The organism is Carnimonas bestiolae (genome assembly GCF_051251145.1).
Taxonomy (GTDB): Bacteria; Pseudomonadota; Gammaproteobacteria; order Pseudomonadales; family Halomonadaceae; genus Carnimonas; species Carnimonas bestiolae.
Genome location: NZ_JBPCZK010000002.1, coordinates 211,839 through 228,688, shown reverse-complemented (window position 1 = coordinate 228,688; position 16,850 = coordinate 211,839). Strand labels below are relative to the sequence as shown.

Below are 16,850 nucleotides of genomic sequence, written 5' to 3'. Positions count from 1 at the left end.
ACTGAATACGACCAGCCATTCATCGATGATAACTTCCCAGACAGCGACAACCATCGCTGGCGGGGAGTTAATAAAGGAAAGGTACCGGGAATAGGCTAAAGGGAAACGGGCTGTACAGCCTGCACGCTAGCCAAGCGTGTAATGTTCGTTAGCAGCGGCCTCGTTTGCCACGCTAGCGAGTGGGTACGTCTTGAACCAGTCGACCAGGAAATCAAGCAACGTACGCAGCGTTACCGACATGTGATTACGCGAAATGTATACCGCATGAATACCCAACACTTCTGGCTTGTACTCAGGCAACACGCGCACCAGCTTACCTTCATCCAATAGCTGCTTGACCATCATTTCAGGAAGCATCGCAACACCCAGCCCACCTACCACCGCAGCGGTCAGGCTCGCCGTATCGTTAACATGCAGCGACCCTTGAACGGTAACTGATACCGCTTCACTTCCATGGGTGAAATTCCAGCTCTGCTTCGCGTTGAAGCCGTACGAAATGCAGTTGTGATTGGAAAGATCCTGCACCGATGCCGGCGTACCACGCTGGGCAAGATAATCGGGGGATGCACACACGACCGAATTACAGTCGCCCAAACGGCGCGCGATCATGCTTGGCTCAAGATTGTTGGTAACGCGAATAGCCAAATCAATGCGCTCTTCCACCATATTCAGAACGCGGCTATCGACCATCAGATCGATCGACACCTGCGAATGCAACGCCAGGTACTGTGCCAGAGCCGGCACCACCATCTTTTCGGCGAGCGACTGCACGCAGGTCATCCTGACCAACCCACGCGGTCCCGAAGACTTCGCGTCTGCGGTTTGGGCGATGTTTTCCGAAACCAGCTGTAGACGTTGACAGTGCTCCAGAATGCGCTCTCCCGCCGGCGTAAGGCTCATGCGTCGAGTACTACGATTTAATAGCCGCGCACCCGCCCAGCTTTCCATTTCATTGAGGTAACGTGTGACCATGGGACGAGAAATACCCAAGAACTGAGCAGCTCCAGCGAGACTGCCCCGTTCGACAATAGCAACAAATACCTCTGCCACTTTAACTCTATCCATACCTCTCACACGCCCCCAATGTACATGTTGTTTTCGTTCAACAGGACCAATGTTGTGAAGCTTCCTGATCGATTAACTAAATCGATAAAGACAGGAACTAGCCCAACTACGTTTGCTTTGGGTTTTTATTGGCCGGACATCTGTCAGACCACCATTAGCACCAAACAAAGGTAGGACCAACACGCTTATGACGCCCGCAGCTCACGAATACCGGCGCCGATTGATCATTTCAGACAGCTCCTACACCAGCAAGGAAAGCAACGCTGTTAGTCAGCCTGCACCCTACTTCCGTCCATATTCATACTTGTGCTTGCACCGATGTTTGCGGTGCGCTGCGACTCTAGTCTACTACTTACGTATTGGGACAATCTATATCCCTATTTTCAGTGCCACTTTTCCATCTATTATTATGTTACTCAATTTAACGAAACCATACCGAATAAACACATATTGATTATGTGGTTAATTAATACCCTGATAACTATTTACCCAACGATATAGCGCCTTAATTCGAGATAGAGAGTTGCTTCGTTGGCAATAACGCCGCCCTCTAAAACGCATAATGGGTTCACTTTTGTTGTATGAGTGGCCGTCGAAAGGGCACGAGAGTGTGCCGAAAAAATAATTGTATTGAAATTGATTATTTCTTTTTTAAGCATAGGAAAAGAAAATCGCATTGCCTCATTAGTCGACCATTTCATACCAGTTACCGGCGACATACAGAGCCCTTCTTGAACACCATCTGGACGAAGACGCCCCTTACCACGATGATAATGTCTTGTTTTCGGTAACCCGAGACGTTATCAACGGAGTCACCATGTCTACCCCCTTCCTCAAGCGCATTCTACTTACCAACGACGACGGCATCTCTGCGCCCGGCCTAAAGGCCCTGGCAAGCGTGGCTCACGGGTTGGCTCACGAAGTGTGGATAGTGGCACCAGCGCACGACCAGAGCGGTGTCGCCACCAGCCTAAGCCTGCATGATCCACTCCGAATCAACGAACTCGCGCCCAGGCATTTCGCGGTATCGGGCACGCCCGCTGACTGCACGGCGATCGCCATCCGTCATTTGATGGCCGATAATCCGCCCGATTTGGTGCTGTCGGGCATTAATAGAGGCGCTAATCTCGGCACCGAAACCAGCTACTCGGGCACCGTTGGTGCTGCCCTCACCGCAATTGCGCTGGGTGTGCCTGCTATCGCTCTTAGCCAGGCTTTCACCGATGGTCAGCCGGTGCGTTGGGAAACAGCCGAAACCCTGGCCCCTGCCGCCCTGCAACGGCTCATCACGCTCGGCTGGCCCAGCCACGTGGCGCTTAACGTTAACTTCCCGGACCTGCCCGCCGATCAGGCAAAACCTTTAACCGCTACGCAGCAGGGTAAGGGAGCGCTCGAAACCATCGATGTTATTGCGCGCGAAGATCCTCGTCAGCAGCCCTACTACTGGCTAAAAATCAGAAGACAGGCTGAAGAAGCCAATGACAACAGCGAAACTCACTGCTTAAGTGACGGTCACATAACCGTGTCGCCGATCGCCTTCGAACGCACTGACCAAGTTACCTTTCAACACTTGCATACGCAGCTTGCGAAGAAATGACACTAGGCGAATCCACCTGCTGCCATGCGATCTCACTCATCAGGGAAAGGGAAGTAACAATGAAGCTAACCGCACCTCGCACGTTACTACTGGGCGCTGCCATGACCGCCATTGCGCTACCGATAAGCGCTTGCGCCCGCTCGGACAGCGGATTCACCGACGAGCAACAGCAGCACATTGGCGAAATAGCAGCGAAATACATCGTCGATCATCCTGAAGTTCTCCAACAAGCCAGCCAAAAACTTCAGCAGCAGCAGCAGGATCAGGCGACCCAACAATTGCGCGAAGGCGCGTTGGAGCAGCAGGACGCACTGCTGAACGACAAGGCTACCCCAAGCGTTGGCCCGCAGGATGCCAAGGTCGCCGTGGTCGAATTTTTCGACTATCAGTGCATCTATTGCGCCCACACGGCACCAGAGATCGAGAAAACCATGAAAGCGCATCCGGAAGCGCGCTATGTCTTCAAGGAATTCCCGGTGTTCGGCCAGCGCTGGCCCGCATCCAATCAGGCCGCACTGGCCGGCTTGAGCGTTTATAAAGAGAAGGGCCCTCAGGCGTATATCAAGTATCACAACAGTGTCTTTGGCACCGGCAAAAACGAAGGCAAGCTCCAACAGAGCGACGTTGAGGCCATTGCGGCGAAATCAGGGCTGACGAGCCAACAGCTCAACGCCAATCGCGCCAGCGCTGAACAGTCGCTCAACAACACCATGGAACTGGCACAGAAACTCGGCGTGATGGGCACCCCCACGCTGGTGGTCATGCCGGTCAACGGCGCTAACGCCGACAACGTGACGGTTGTTCCTGGCGCAGCCGACAGCGATACCCTTAGCGCGGCCATCAAGAAAGCCGGCGGCTAACGCTTTGGCGTGATCGCCCGCCGGTACGGTTGGCGCCATACACAAGGCCCTGCTTCGAGTATTCGAAGCAGGGCCTTTTAGTGTGCCGTGTCCGCACGCTATTTCATCACACCATCAGCTGCTTACGGCTGGCCCAGAGCGTTCACCTCATCGACCGCTGTCGCTACCGCATTAATCAAGCGGTCGATATCGGCCTCAGTGTTTGTCACGCTCAGACACAGTCGCAGCGCGGTCTGCGCTTCGCTCGCTTCGATGCCCAGTGCCAGCAAAGAGGGGGAAGGGGCGTCGTCGCCTGCCTTACAGGCTGAACCACTTGAGCACAGAATACCGCGCGCTTCTAGCGCTAGCAGCACGGCCTCGCCATGGATGCCGGGAAACACGAAGGATACGTGGTGCGGCAAACGCTCGCTTGGATCGCCCGTCAGCCGAGCACCAGCACAGCGCGCTAATACGCCCTCGATCAAACGATCGCGCCTGTCTGCGACCGCCTTCGAGTGCGTTTCGGCATCGCGGCGCGCCAGTTCGTAGGCTTTTACCAAGCCGATGGCCTGCGGTAACGCTTCAGTACCGCCACGCCTGCCTTTTTCCTGACTCCCCCCGTGAATCAGCGGTTCCAGCGGCACACCTCTACGCACATACAGCGCGCCAATGCCGCGCCCAGCCCCCAGTTTATGGCCACTGATCGTCAGTGCGTCGATCGTAAGCTGCGATAAATCAATCGCCAGCCACCCGGCCGCCTGCACCGCATCAACATGCAGCAGCGCGTCGCTCTTTGCCACGCGCTCAGCAATGGCAGCAATACGCTGGATGGTGCCAATCTCATTGTGCGCCCATAGCACGCTGACCAGCGTGGCAGGTCGCTGCAGGCGTTGATCAAGATCATCGAGATCGACATGACCATTGCTATCTACCTGTAAGCGCTCAATGGTGAAACCGTGATAACGCTCAAGGTAAGCGCAAGCGCCTTCTACTGCCGCATGTTCTAACGGTGAAATCAATATGCGCCGATGTTCGGGCGGTCGTTGCGCCGCCAGCGCTAATCCCTTGATCGCCAGATTGTCGGCTTCGGTACCGCCAGAGGTGAAGATCAGTTCCCCCGACAGACAGCCCAGCATCTGCGCCAGCTGACCACGCGCTTGCTCCAGTGCCTGACGAGCCTCGCGCCCCGCCTCGTAGCGACTCGATGGATTAGCGAAGTGGCTGGTAAGCCACGGCCACATCGCCTCCAGCACCTCGCGGCGCATGGGCGCGGTGGCGGCATAATCAACGTACAGCGAAGCGGAACCCGTCACGGCATTACTCCAGCGTAAAATCGAGGCCCAGGTCGAGCGAACGAGCGCTATGCGTCAGCGCACCAACCGAAATCACATCCACGCCTGTGGCTGCGATATCCGCCACTCGCTCAAGCGCAACGCCGCCGCTGGCCTCTACCCAGGCGCGACCCTGGATACGTTTGACGCCTTCACGTAAATCATCGAGCGAGAAATTATCCAGCATGATGGTATCGACCTCTGCGGCCAATACGGCGTCGAGCTGATCCAGACGATCAATCTCTACCTCGATATGGGTGGTATGCGACAGTTGGCGGCGCAGCGCGCGCAGCGCCTCGGTCACCTGCTCGGCGGATTCGGCACCTAGCGCAGCCAAATGGTTGTCTTTCACCATCACCGCATCGGATAGCGAGAAGCGATGATTGTGACCACCACCGGCACGCACGGCGTGACGTTCCAACGCACGCAGGCCAGGAGTGGTTTTGCGTGTATCGACAATTCGTGTATCAGTGCCAGCCACTGCTTTAACGTAGGCGGCCGTTAGGGTGGCAATGCCACTGAGCCGCTGCACCAGATTGAGCGCGATACGCTCGGCGCGCAGGATACTGCGCGCGGGGCCAGTAACTTCAGCCAACACAGTGCCTGCATCAAAGGCATCGCCATCTGCCAATGCAAGGCTGACCTTTACCGCGCTGTCTACCAGCTCAAAGGTGCGTGCGAATAGCTGCGTACCTGCCACCACGCCACTTTCACGAGCGACCAACTGAGCGTTGGCAATACGCTGTTGCGGCACCAGCGTTTCCGACGTGAGATCACCCCACGGCGCATCTTCAAGCAATGCGGCGTTAATGACAGCGTCTATTTGAGACTTCGAAAGCATGATGACGTTACCTTGAAAGAGAAGCCGCTGCCGCCACGGATTGGCTGGCAGGGGAGAAGGAATCGGGAGAATGCAACGTAGCAGGGAAACCGCGCTGCACACCGCGACGAGCGGTAAAGCGGTCGTCCCGCGCGGGGTAATCACGCCGGAAGTGCGCACCCCGAGATTCTTGGCGCAGCCACGCCGACTCGGCGATCAGCGTGGCGACCTCGAACTGGTTGCGCGTCTCGAGCGCGGCCCGTGTGTCGCTGCACTGGTGATAGCGCTGCCCGCGGCGGAAATACGCGAGCGCCGCTTCCAGCCCTTCGCCGGTGCGCTCGACGCCAACGTGTTGCCACATCAGGCGGCGCAATTCATCGAGCGACGGGGGCTGGCGCGCGTGTTCTGGCGCGTTGTCGGCTGGGGCAGTACCTGCACAGCGAATAGCGTCGATACCCGCCGCTTGCTGCCACTCTTCCCAGCGGTGATGTTGCTGCTGCCAGCCATCTATCAAACGCTGCGCATAAACCACGCCTTCCAGCAACGAATTGGAAGCCAACCGGTTGGCACCGTGGACCCCGCTGCAAGCTGCCTCGCCTACCGCGAACAGTCCAGGCACCGAGCTGCGCCCCCAGGTGTCGGTAGCAATCCCTCCCATCCAGTAGTGTGCAGCCGGAGTAATCGGCAGTTTATCGTGGGCAAGCGACAGCTCATGATTAGCAAGATGCGCACTGATGGAAGGAAACCGCTGCGCCAGCATATCAGGCGCTAAGCCGGTGGCATCCAACCAGACCGGCTGCTGCTGTTGCGCGGCCATGTTGGCGGCAATGGCGCGTGCCACGACATCGCGTGGGGCTAGCTCAGCGGCAGGATGCACCTTGGTCATGAAGCGCTCGCCGTTGGCATCCAACAGCAGTGCGCCTTCTCCGCGCAGCGCTTCGGTAAGCAGAAACCGCTGTTCGCCCAATGCCAGCGCGGTGGGATGGAACTGATAGAACTCAGCATCGAGCATTACCGCGCCAGCGCGATAGGCACAGGCGACGCCGTCCCCCGTCGCCACCGGCGGGTTGGTGGTATGCGCATAGAGCTGCCCAGCACCGCCGGTAGCCATGACCACGGCATCCGACTCAAGCCAGAAGGGAGTACCATCGCGCCCCAAACAGTGCACACCAGTGACCCTGCCGTTATCCAACGTGAGATCCGCCAGCATGCAGTGCTCGAACAGCACCACCGACGACGCACGCAGCTGAGCGGCCAAGGTGGCGGCGATGGCGGCCCCTGTCGCATCGCCGCCCGCATGCAGAATGCGCGGACACGAATGAGCACCTTCCAGGCCAAAGCTCCAGCCATCAGCCGCTCGATCGAACGGCACGCCGTTCGCAATCAGCCACTCGAGGGCCTGCTTGCCACCGCCACACAGCCGCCGAACAGCTTCGACTCGGTAGCCTCCACCGCCAGCAACAAGTGTGTCGCGTGCATGCAGCGATGCGCGATCGTTGGCCGGTAATGCGCCGGCGATACCGCCCTGAGCGTAATGCGTGTTGCTTTCTTGCAGTGCTTCCTTGCTGATTAGCGCCACCGGCCCAATACCTCGCTGCGCCGCCATCAGTGCAGCGCTGGCACCGGCAATGCCACTGCCGACCACAATCATTGCGAAGGCGCGCTGAGACGCGCTCAACGCAGATGTCATGGCTGCGCCGCCAACATACGCTCCAACGCCACCTTGGCATCGGCGGCGGTAACGTCATCTACCGTAATGCGGTTATGCACTTCACCGGCCACCAGCCCTTCCAGCACCCAGGCCAGATAGGCAGGGTGGATGCGGTACATGGTGGAGCACGGGCATACCACCGGATCGAGACAGAAAATGGTGTGCTGGGGGAATTTGCTTGCTAATCGCTGCACCATGTTGATTTCGGTACCAATCGCGAACACGCTGCCAGCGGGCGCCCGCTCAACCGCCTTCTGGATATAGTCGGTGGAGCCCGACTCATCCGCCGCATCGACGACTTCCATAGGGCACTCGGGATGCACAATCACTCGCGCCTCAGGGAAGTGACGGCGCGCTGAAGCAATCTGATCAACGCTGAAGCGCTTATGCACCGAGCAATAGCCATGCCACAAAATAACCCGCGCCTGCTCGAGTACCTCAGTGGTGTTGCCGCCATTGCGCTGACGCGGATCCCACATTGGCATTTGCTCCAATGGAATACCCATCGCCTTGGCGGTGTTGCGACCCAAGTGCTGATCGGGGAAGAACAGCACGCGCTGGCCGCGGCTGAAGGCCCAGTCGAGCACCTTGGCCGCATTTGAAGAGGTACAGACGATACCGCCATTACGGCCGCAGAAGCCTTTCAGGGCGGCCGACGAGTTCATGTAGGTGACGGGAATAACCGGCGCTCTGCCGTTTTCGTCGAGGCCAGCGCCATAGATGTCCATCAGCGACGCCCAGCAGGCTTCCACCGAAGCCAGGTCGGCCATGTCCGCCATTGAGCAGCCGGCTCCCAGGTTCGGCAGCACTACGCGCTGATCAGAGCGAGACAATATATCTGCGGTTTCGGCCATGAAGTGCACCCCGCAAAACACGATTGCCTCGGCATCGGGGTGAGTCAGCGCGGCACGCGCCAACTGGAACGAATCGCCCAGATAATCGGCATGGCGCACCACTTCATCGCGCTGATAGAAATGCCCGAGAATCAGCAGCCGCTTGCCCAGCGTGCGCTTGGCTGCCTTGATCCGCTCTTCGAGCTCCTGAAGGTCAGCATCGCGGTAACGGGCCGGAATTTCTGCCTGTACTGGCGTGCGCGGCGGTAGCTCGTCCTGCTCGGAAGCTCCCGGGCCGTAGCTCGGCTCAGGATCGAAGCGCCACGGATCACTGGCAAGCCCGGTACTGCATGAAGGAGTGCCTTGCTCGCGAGCAAAGGCCTCCAACGACGAAACGATAGTAGCTGACATACGATTACTCCTCACAAGCCAACGGTAGCGGGCAGCGATTTAGAGCGTGCCGCTCTCGCTCCTGCATTTAAAAGGGTTGCTGCTCTCGCGATGCGTCTACATAGCGGTAAAGCCTGGGCGGGCGATTGGGTACTCCCTCCAGGACGGCACCGGTGTCTTCCAACTGCTTGCGTGCCAGTACATAGCGGCGGAAATTAGCCGGATCCAGCGGGCGCTGCAGAATTGCCTCGTAAACCGTACGCAGCTGCGCCAGAGTGAAGGTTTCGCCCAATAACCGATGCGCAATTTGCGCATAGGCCACCTTGTTGCGCAGCCGCCACAGCGCGTAATCGACAATCCGCTGGTGGTCAAAGGCGAGGGTCGGCAGCTCATCCGCCGAGAACCAGCACACGTTGTTTCCTTCCTGGGCGGCACTGGCCTCGGCGCTTCCCACTAATGCCCAGTAAACGATCGACACCACCCGCTCGGCACCTGAACGCGCCAAATCACCGAACGCATAAAGCTGTTCGAGATAGCGGGGCGTCAGCCCTGCAGTCGACGCCAGGTGACGACGCGCCGCATCAGCCAAACTCTCCTCCAGTGACAGCGGCCCACCGGGCAGTGCCCAATCCCCCAGATACGGCTCTCGTGTTCTGCGTACCAGCGGCAGCCACAGCGCTGGAAGCCCCTTGTTTCCCTCGCCCTCACGCAGCGCGAAAATGACCGTAGAGACGGCGATACCGGGTTGATTGGTCATTGCTAGGACCCACTCAATTCAAGCTGACGAATAACACTTCACACCACTTAAAGTCATAATGACAATAACTAGGCTTAACAAATAGTAGACGTCGATTCAGGCAACGTCCAATAAAGCAGCTAGTCTTTAAGGCTAAGGCACTATCACAACACGCCTGTGTGGCTTCCTTGATACCAAGGATGTAATTGACGTCGCGAACCCTTTACAATGACAAGAGAAAACATACATTCGTGAATGCAAAACAACGACGACACCGTCACTATGAGGCCATGACTTTGCTCGACCCTTTATGGCGTGCTATCGCTGCAAGCGCTGCTTTCATGCGTATAGCCACGCGTGTCAGCATCAACATGCCGCATTCGCTGTGCGGTGGTAAGCCGTGAGCACAAAGGCTCATTCGTCGTGCGAACACGCGCTTCACATGCACGTGTGCACCGAATGTGACCTGGTGTCGCGCGTGCCAGAGCTGCAGCGCGGCGAACGTGCGCGCTGCCCGCGCTGCGGCCACACCCTGGCCAAGCATCTGCACCGCCGCTTCAGTGCGCCATTTGCCTACGCGGTGGCAGCGGTTGTGTTGGGCCTGGTGTCACTCTATTTCCCATTTATCTCGTTTGAATCTTCTGGCATCAGTAAAGCAATGACGCTGCCCGATGCCCTGCTGGTGCCCTACCGCTACGGCTACGGATTTCTGTCTTACTGCTATCTGATCGGTGTGCTGGTGCTGCCGTTCGCCTACCTAGGCATTGTCATTTATCTGCATCTGGGGGCCATTTCCCACACTCCCGCACCCGGAGGGCGCTTTCTTACCAAATCGCTCCGGCATATGCAGCCGTGGGTCATGTCAGATATTTTTGTGGTGGGCGTACTGGTCAGTCTGGTCAAGATCATGTCGCTGGCGACCATCGGTTTTGAGCTCGCGTTCATTCCCTTCTGCCTTTTTGCGCTGCTATTGATCTGTACGATGCAAAGCATCGACTATGGCGCCCTTTTTGAGCGCCATTGCGGCCCCCTTCAGCCAGTCGCTCTCCGAGCGGGCGAACCGGGCCTGGCTCAGCGTGTTACTGGCTGCCGCTCTTGTGGGCAACCAGGAGTGGTCAACGAGCGAGGGCGGGGCAACTGCCAGCGCTGCGGTGATGCGTTACGGGCGCGTACGCCACGCAGTATCCAGGTTACCCTGGCATTAGTGGTAACTGCCGCGCTGCTTTACATTCCCTCCATGGCACTGCCGGTAATGACCATTACCAGCGTGGGCAGCAGCGAAGGCCAAACCATTATCAGTGGTGTGCTGCTACTGCTCTCGTCGGGGGATTTTCCCGTCGCGTTGGTGATTTTCTTCGCCAGTATCATGGTGCCGGTGGCCAAGGTTATTGCCCTGCTGTGGCTATGCCGCAAAACCCAACAGCCGTATCCCTCGCGGATGCGCGCACGTATGAAGCTTTACCGTATCGTCGAATTTATTGGTCGCTGGTCGATGATCGACGTGTTTGTCGTTACCGTACTGACCACCATGGTGCAGTTGGGCCAAATCATGCAGATCGTGCCCGGCAAGGGGATTATCGCCTTCGCATTGGTGGTCATTATCACCATGATTGCTGAAATGCAGTTCGATCCACGCTTGCTATGGGACGCGTTGGAGCACAAGGCCGACGATAGCGCTCCCGATAAAGATGACGCCATGGTCTCCCAATCCGCTTTAGGACAGGATTTCTCTCAATGAGTGAAAATGCTCAAAAGTCGCGCATCAGAAGGTTGAGCGACTATGTTTCTCCGGTATGGTTTGTGCCGTTAATCGCACTACTGATCGGTTTATGGATGGTCGTACACAGCTTCAGCGAACGCGGACCAATGGTCACCATGACCGTTCAAAACGCCGATGGCATTCAAGCCGGCACCAAAATTCGTGCGCGCAGCGTGAATGTCGGGGAAGTGCAGTCGGTTGATCTCTCGGATGATGCTAGCCATGCCGTTATCGAAGCGCGCATGGATCGCGACGCCGAACGCTTGCTGGGCGATGAGACCAAATTCTGGGTGGTGAAACCACGCATTGGCAGAGATGGCATTAGCGGCCTGAACACGGTGCTTTCAGGCGCCTATATCGAAATGCAGCCCGATACCAACGGAGACGGCGGCATTACCTCGTTCAGCATGCTTGATCAGCCTCCCGTGGCGCCTTCTGATGCCGATGGACTTCGTATCCACCTCGACAGTAAAAACGGCAACGCGCTATCGGTGGGCGATCCCGTTGTCTTCCAGGGCTATACCGTTGGTCGCGTAGAGGCCTCGCGCTTCGATCCCGACGAGCGCATGGTGCACTACGATCTCTACATCTTTAAACGTTACGCCAGCATGGTAACGACCAATACGCACTTCTGGGTCACCTCCGGGATCAACTTCGATATTTCAGCCGATGGCTTCAACATGCAAATGGGCTCGCTGGAAACACTGCTCAGCGGTGGCGTGACCTTCGACGTCAATCATGGCGTAGATCCTGGTTCGACTGTCGAGGACGGCACCCATTTCGAGCTGTTCCCAACTCAGGAACTGGCCGAACAGGGCAGCTTCAACCAATATATGCAGTTTGTCGTACTTCTCGACGATTCCATTCGTGGACTGTCGGTGGGAGCGCCGGTGGAATACCGCGGCGTACGCATCGGTACCGTGGTCGAAATGCCGTGGCGCATCAATCGTCTGGCGACCAACCACATCAATGGCTTCCGCATTCCGGTGCTGATTCGCATTGAGCCACAGCGACTGCAGCCAGTGGTTACCAAAAAGGATCTGCACGAGTGGAAGAAAATGCTCAGCGATTGGGCCGATCACGGCATGCGCGCATCGCTGGCAACTGCCAACATCGTTACCGGCGCGCTGTATGTTGATCTTAGCTTTGTCGACGACGAAAGCGCGGCGAAAACCAAAGCGACGCAGAAAGAGTTTGAAGGCGTGCAGGTATTGCCGAGCATGCAAAGTGGCTACACCCAAATTACCGGCAAGGTATCCAGCCTGCTCGACAAGGTGAACTCGCTGGATATGCAGGGCACGGTGAACGGCGTTAATCAGACGCTGGATAACTCCACCCAGCTGTTGAAACAGCTCAATGCGACAACGCAAAGCGTTAATGAGCTGCTTAACGATCCTGCAACCAAAGCCATGCCGAAGGATGTGAGAAGCACGCTGGAATCGGCCAATCGCACGCTGGAAGGCTTCAATCCGCAGTCGCAGGCGTATGGCGAGCTACAAGGCACTATTCAGCAGCTGCAGCAGTTGCTACGCAATCTGCAGCCGGCCGTGCGTGCCGTCAGTGAGAAACCGAATTCGCTGATTTTCAATCGCAGCGGCAACCGTGACCCAGAACCCAAGGCTCAGCCATGACAACTTCTCTTGCGACCCACTTGCTGCGCTCCGGCGCGGCACTTTCCCTGCTGGCGCTGCTGAGCGGATGCGGCGGCGGAGCGGTAGACATGCACTATTACAACCTGCCCAGTGCCAACCAGCCGCCGCTGCAAAAGCAAACCGCCGCGCAGTCACGCACGCCGCTGAGCGTGGCTCCGATAACGCTCTCTTCCTATCTGAGCGGGTCGGGCATCGTGTACCAAACCAGTCCGGTGGAATACAGCGAAGCACAGCTCAACCTGTGGGCCGATGATTTGTCGGAGCAGCTGACCTCTCAGCTGCGCGATTCGCTGGATCAGCGCCTTGGCTACGCTGAGGTACTGCCCACTGGCGCTGATACCAGCAATGCGCAGCGGGTGGCGATAAAACTCTCGCAGTTCCAGGGGCGCTACGACGGCAAAGCAGTTATCAAGGGCCGCTATCAGCTATACGATGCGTCGCAGCATACGCTGCTCGACAAACCGATCGATGTCAGCGTGCCGCTCAAAAAGGATGGTTATGAGGCGCTAGTGTCTGCGCTGGGGAATGCGTGGCAGCAGGTTGCTCAGCAAATCGCGGTAACGCTTGACGGTCATGCCGCCGCCACGCAGCGCAAAGCCGCAGCGAGCAAGCCCATTCTGGTAGGGGAATCGCAGCTACAGAAGCCTGCGGACAGCGAGCGCCAGTAGCGTATTGGTATCGAACGCTGTCAGCTTATGAAAGTGCCGTGATCACGAGATCACGGCACTTTTTTGAGTACGAACACTGCAGCAGCACCTGACGACACCGCCATTCGGGCCGGCAGTGCTTAAATTTTGCTTAATCACCGGGAATATCTGCTGTCTCTCATTCACCAATTCTTTCCTGACGCACCTGCGTAAACCCACCTCTGGTGCGGCGCACGCCGCATTTCCTATCGCTGCCATTACGCAAGAGTGTTGCCTGTCATCTCTCTGACATCTATATGACACGTTGTCTTCATTAAGCGTCTCTACCCTTTTTGCAGTCTTTTGTGGGACTCATTAAAGGGAACTTCATGAACGCGTTTCTGCGAAAAAGCGTGCTTTGCTCCGCGCTAGCGACAGTAGGTTTGATGGCAAGTGCTCAAGTGTTGGCCGTCACCCAAATCGAATTCTGGCACTCCATGAGTGGCGCTCTGAATGACAAGGTCGATCAGATGGCCGACGATTTTAATCACAGCCAGAGCGAATATCGCGTCAAGCCCGTTTATCGCGGTGATTACGCCACCTCGATGACAGGCGCGATCGCGGCCTTCCGAGCACACAAGGCGCCCTCCATCGTGCAGATTTTCGAAGTGGGCACCGCCACCATGATGTCGGCCAAAGGCGCCATCGAGCCTGTGCACACGCTGATGCAGAACGCTAACGAGCCCTTCGATCCCAACAGCTACTTACCCGCTATTACGGGCTATTACTCAACGCCCGACAACGAAATGCTGTCGTTTCCGTTTAACTCATCGACACCGGTGCTTTACGCCAACCGCACCATTCTCGACAAGGCGGGCGTGAAGAAAGTCCCGGAAACATGGGAAGAGCTAGGCGATACGCTGAAAAAGGTAGTTTCCTCGGGTGCCGCCAAGTGCGGAATGACCTCGACGTGGCCATCGTGGATTCTGCTCGAAAACTTCACCGCCCGTAACGACCTGCCGCTGGCCACCAAAGCCAATGGTTTGGAAGGGGCGAGCGCCCGTTTGGCGTTTAATACCCCGCAGGTGGTCAAGCAGTTCGAGCGATTGAAGGCATGGTCGCAGGACGGACGCTTTAGCTACGGCGGACGCGCCGATCAGGCAATGACCAAGTTCTACAGTGGCCAGTGTGCGATGGTCGCGGCCTCATCGGCGTCGATTGCCGATATTCGCGAGAATGCCAAAGGCAACACTTTCGAAGTCGACACGCTTCCTTATTCGTCTGACGCACTTGCCGCGACTGGCCGCAAAAAGCCGCTTAATAGCATTATTGGCGGGGCTTCCCTATGGGTAATGGGGGGACAGAGCAAAGAGCAGCAGGCCGCTGCCGCAGCATTCCTTCACTATCTGTCAGCACCGAAAGTGCAGGCCGACTGGTCAGAGTTTTCAGGCTACCTGCCGATCACGCAAAAGGCTGACAAGCTGATCAAAGCGTCAGGCTTTTACGACAAGCACCCAGGCACTGATACCGCGATCAACCAGCTGACCGGCACTAAGCCCACCGATAACTCGCGCGGTCTGCGGCTCGGCAACATGGCGCAAATTCGCGACATTATCGAAGAAGAGATGGAGCGCATTTTTAACGGCGAAAAATCTCCGAAAGAAGCCCTGGATAACGCGGTAAAACGCGGCGATGTGCTGCTCGCACGCTTCGAAAAAACCGCACGCTAGTACAGGTCTGCTGCTTTTATGGCTACGTTTCAGCGCCATCGAATCACGCCATGGCTACTGCTGGCTCCCCAGCTAGCGGTAGTGGCGGTGTTTTTCTTCTGGCCGGCCGTCCAAGGCCTATACCAATCGCTGTTCGCCCAGGATGCCTTCGGGCTGGGTTCCGAGTTTGTGGGGCTGCAAAACTTCATCGATGTGCTTGAAGACAGCGAATTCCTCAACTCACTGCTGATCACCGTAGTGTTTACTCTAGCCGTCGCCGTGCTATCCCTCGGGATAGCGCTGTTATTGGCGGTACAGGCCGATCGGGTCATTCGCTGCGCGCGCTTTTACCGCACGCTGCTGATATGGCCCTACGCAGTCGCACCTGCGGTGGCTGCGGTGCTGTGGAACTTCATGTTCGATCCATCGCTGGGCGTGATTAGTCACGCCCTCGAATGGCTGGGTATTCACTGGGATCATCGAGTAAACGGTCATCAAGCGCTGCTGCTAGTGATTATTGCCTGCGTATGGGTGCAGGTGAGCTACAACCTGGTGTTCTTCCTGGCCGGTTTACAGGCCATTCCTCAAAGCCTGTTGGAAGCCGCCACCATCGATGCGGCGGGGCCATGGCGACGCTTTTGGAGCGTTACCTTCCCACTGCTTTCACCCACCGCGTTTTTCCTGCTGGTGACCAACACCACCTACGCGTTCTTTGAAACCTTCGGCGCAATCGATGCCACTACGCAAGGCGGCCCAGGCGGCTCGACGCGCACGCTCATCTACAAGATTTTTCAGGATGGCTTCGTCGGGCTCGACTTCGGCCACAGCGCGGCGCAGTCGGTGATGCTGATGCTGGTGGTAGGGCTTTTGACGCTTATCCAATTCCGCTATATAGAACGCAAGGTGCACTACTGATGCGTTACAACCGTCCTTGGCTAACGCTGTTTAGCCATGCCGTGCTGATGATTGCCGTTATCCTGTTTCTGTTTCCGGTATGGATGGCACTAATGGCAGCCACCCATAGCCAAACCGATCTCTATACCGAGATCGCACCACTGTGGTGGGGCAGTGAGGGATTTCACAACTTCATCGCGGTGCTGACTCAGCCCATTCCTAGCGTCGGTACCAGCGCCACCATGCTACTGACCAACTCGCTGGTAATGTCACTGGGCATATCGCTTGGCAAGATTGCAATATCGCTGCTGGCTGCTTATGCGGTGGTATTTTTCGACTTCCGCGGTAAGGCGGTGTGCTTCGCGCTGATCTTCATCACCCTGATGCTGCCGGTGGAAGTGCGCATCGTACCCACCTTTCAGGTGGTCTCGGATCTGCATCTGCTGAATACCTATCCCGGCATGATCTTGCCGCTGATTGCCAGTGCCACCGCGACCTTCCTGTTTCGCCAGTTTTTCCTCACCGTGCCGCCCGAGCTTCTGGAAGCAGCGCGCGTAGATGGCGCCGGGCCCTGGGCCTTCCTGCGCGATATTTTGCTGCCGCTGTCCAAGACCAACATCGCCGCGCTGTTTGTAATCATGTTCTTGTACGGCTGGAATCAGTACCTATGGCCGCTACTTGTATCGACTGACGCCGATGGCGCAACGCTGCTGGTGGTACTGAAAAAGCTGACCAACGCCGCAGATACGCTGGTGCCATGGCATTTGGTGATGGCGCTGGCCATCCTGGCGATGCTACCGCCAGTGGCGATCATTATTGCCTTGCAGCGGTTTTTCGTTAAGGGGTTGATCGATAACGAAAAATAACCTTCGCCCAACTGCTGATACC

14 protein-coding genes are annotated in these 16,850 nt (G+C 57.2%); 8 read left to right on the top strand and 6 right to left on the bottom strand.

The features are described from left to right. Positions 1-126 precede the first annotated feature (126 nt). Positions 127-1,065 (bottom strand): LysR family transcriptional regulator, encoded by a 939-nt coding sequence (locus R84865_RS04380; RefSeq protein ID WP_435638938.1) that lies wholly within the window; start codon positions 1,063-1,065, stop codon positions 127-129. A gap of 817 nt (positions 1,066-1,882) precedes the next feature. On the opposite strand from R84865_RS04380, the gene surE reads away from it, so the two are divergent. Together surE and R84865_RS04370 are read left to right on the top strand one after the other, a co-directional pair. Beyond that, positions 1,883-2,662, top strand: a complete 780-nt coding sequence (gene surE / locus R84865_RS04375) for a 5'/3'-nucleotidase SurE (protein ID WP_435638937.1) — start codon at positions 1,883-1,885, stop codon at positions 2,660-2,662. Positions 2,663-2,721: 59 nt separating this feature from the next. Then, on the top strand, positions 2,722-3,522 hold the full coding sequence (locus R84865_RS04370) for a DsbA family protein (RefSeq protein ID WP_435631998.1): 801 nt from the start codon (positions 2,722-2,724) through the stop codon (positions 3,520-3,522). A 122-nt stretch (positions 3,523-3,644) separates the two neighbouring features. Here R84865_RS04370 and R84865_RS04365 read toward each other — a convergent pair whose 3' ends face one another. From R84865_RS04365 to R84865_RS04345, 5 genes are all read right to left on the bottom strand, one after another. Then, complete coding sequence (locus tag R84865_RS04365) at positions 3,645-4,814, bottom strand: cysteine desulfurase family protein (RefSeq protein WP_435638936.1); 1,170 nt, start codon at positions 4,812-4,814, stop codon at positions 3,645-3,647. Between the two features lie 4 nt (positions 4,815-4,818). After that, complete coding sequence (gene nadC / locus R84865_RS04360) at positions 4,819-5,673, bottom strand: carboxylating nicotinate-nucleotide diphosphorylase (RefSeq protein WP_435631996.1); 855 nt, start codon at positions 5,671-5,673, stop codon at positions 4,819-4,821. 7 nt (positions 5,674-5,680) lie between these two features. Further along, complete coding sequence (gene nadB / locus R84865_RS04355) at positions 5,681-7,342, bottom strand: L-aspartate oxidase (protein ID WP_435638935.1); 1,662 nt, start codon at positions 7,340-7,342, stop codon at positions 5,681-5,683. Further along, on the bottom strand, positions 7,339-8,607 hold the full coding sequence (gene nadA / locus R84865_RS04350) for a quinolinate synthase NadA (protein ID WP_435638934.1): 1,269 nt from the start codon (positions 8,605-8,607) through the stop codon (positions 7,339-7,341). Before nadA ends, nadB begins: the two co-directional genes overlap by 4 nt. 67 nt (positions 8,608-8,674) lie before the next feature. After that, positions 8,675-9,343, bottom strand: a complete 669-nt coding sequence (locus R84865_RS04345; protein WP_435631993.1) for an NUDIX hydrolase — start codon at positions 9,341-9,343, stop codon at positions 8,675-8,677. 379 nt (positions 9,344-9,722) lie between these two features. On the opposite strand from R84865_RS04345, the gene R84865_RS04340 reads away from it, so the two are divergent. From R84865_RS04340 to ugpE, 6 genes are all read left to right on the top strand, one after another. After that, positions 9,723-11,060 (top strand): PqiA/YebS family transporter subunit, encoded by a 1,338-nt coding sequence (locus R84865_RS04340; RefSeq protein ID WP_435638933.1) that lies wholly within the window; start codon positions 9,723-9,725, stop codon positions 11,058-11,060. Next, the gene (gene pqiB, locus R84865_RS04335; RefSeq protein WP_435631991.1) at positions 11,057-12,712 is read left to right on the top strand and encodes an intermembrane transport protein PqiB; all 1,656 of its coding nucleotides are present in this window, start codon (positions 11,057-11,059) and stop codon (positions 12,710-12,712) included. The genes R84865_RS04340 and pqiB overlap by 4 nt, the downstream gene beginning before the upstream one ends. Next, positions 12,709-13,401, top strand: a complete 693-nt coding sequence (locus tag R84865_RS04330) for a PqiC family protein (RefSeq protein ID WP_435638932.1) — start codon at positions 12,709-12,711, stop codon at positions 13,399-13,401. The genes pqiB and R84865_RS04330 overlap by 4 nt, the downstream gene beginning before the upstream one ends. Before the next feature lie 347 nt (positions 13,402-13,748). After that, positions 13,749-15,089: a sn-glycerol-3-phosphate ABC transporter substrate-binding protein UgpB gene (ugpB, locus tag R84865_RS04325; protein ID WP_435638931.1), complete on the top strand. Its 1,341-nt coding sequence runs from the start codon at positions 13,749-13,751 to the stop codon at positions 15,087-15,089. A gap of 18 nt (positions 15,090-15,107) precedes the next feature. Further along, complete coding sequence (gene ugpA, locus R84865_RS04320; RefSeq protein ID WP_435638930.1) at positions 15,108-15,983, top strand: sn-glycerol-3-phosphate ABC transporter permease UgpA; 876 nt, start codon at positions 15,108-15,110, stop codon at positions 15,981-15,983. Continuing rightward, positions 15,983-16,828 (top strand): sn-glycerol-3-phosphate ABC transporter permease UgpE, encoded by an 846-nt coding sequence (gene ugpE, locus R84865_RS04315; RefSeq protein WP_435631987.1) that lies wholly within the window; start codon positions 15,983-15,985, stop codon positions 16,826-16,828. The genes ugpA and ugpE overlap by 1 nt, the downstream gene beginning before the upstream one ends. Positions 16,829-16,850: the final 22 nt, after the last annotated feature.

Bases quoted from the DNA above. Each gene is read 5' to 3' on its own strand.
- R84865_RS04380 (WP_435638938.1), bottom strand. From the start codon at position 1,065: ATGGATAGAGTTAAAGTGGCAGAGGTATTTGTTGCTATTGTCGAACGG.
- surE (WP_435638937.1), top strand. From the start codon at position 1,883: ATGTCTACCCCCTTCCTCAAGCGCATTCTACTTACCAACGACGACGGC.
- R84865_RS04370 (WP_435631998.1), top strand. From the start codon at position 2,722: ATGAAGCTAACCGCACCTCGCACGTTACTACTGGGCGCTGCCATGACC.
- nadC (WP_435631996.1), bottom strand. From the start codon at position 5,673: ATGCTTTCGAAGTCTCAAATAGACGCTGTCATTAACGCCGCATTGCTT.
- nadB (WP_435638935.1), bottom strand. From the start codon at position 7,342: ATGACATCTGCGTTGAGCGCGTCTCAGCGCGCCTTCGCAATGATTGTG.
- nadA (WP_435638934.1), bottom strand. From the start codon at position 8,607: ATGTCAGCTACTATCGTTTCGTCGTTGGAGGCCTTTGCTCGCGAGCAA.
- R84865_RS04345 (WP_435631993.1), bottom strand. From the start codon at position 9,343: ATGACCAATCAACCCGGTATCGCCGTCTCTACGGTCATTTTCGCGCTG.
- pqiB (WP_435631991.1), top strand. From the start codon at position 11,057: ATGAGTGAAAATGCTCAAAAGTCGCGCATCAGAAGGTTGAGCGACTAT.
- R84865_RS04330 (WP_435638932.1), top strand. From the start codon at position 12,709: ATGACAACTTCTCTTGCGACCCACTTGCTGCGCTCCGGCGCGGCACTT.
- ugpB (WP_435638931.1), top strand. From the start codon at position 13,749: ATGAACGCGTTTCTGCGAAAAAGCGTGCTTTGCTCCGCGCTAGCGACA.
- ugpA (WP_435638930.1), top strand. From the start codon at position 15,108: ATGGCTACGTTTCAGCGCCATCGAATCACGCCATGGCTACTGCTGGCT.
- ugpE (WP_435631987.1), top strand. From the start codon at position 15,983: ATGCGTTACAACCGTCCTTGGCTAACGCTGTTTAGCCATGCCGTGCTG.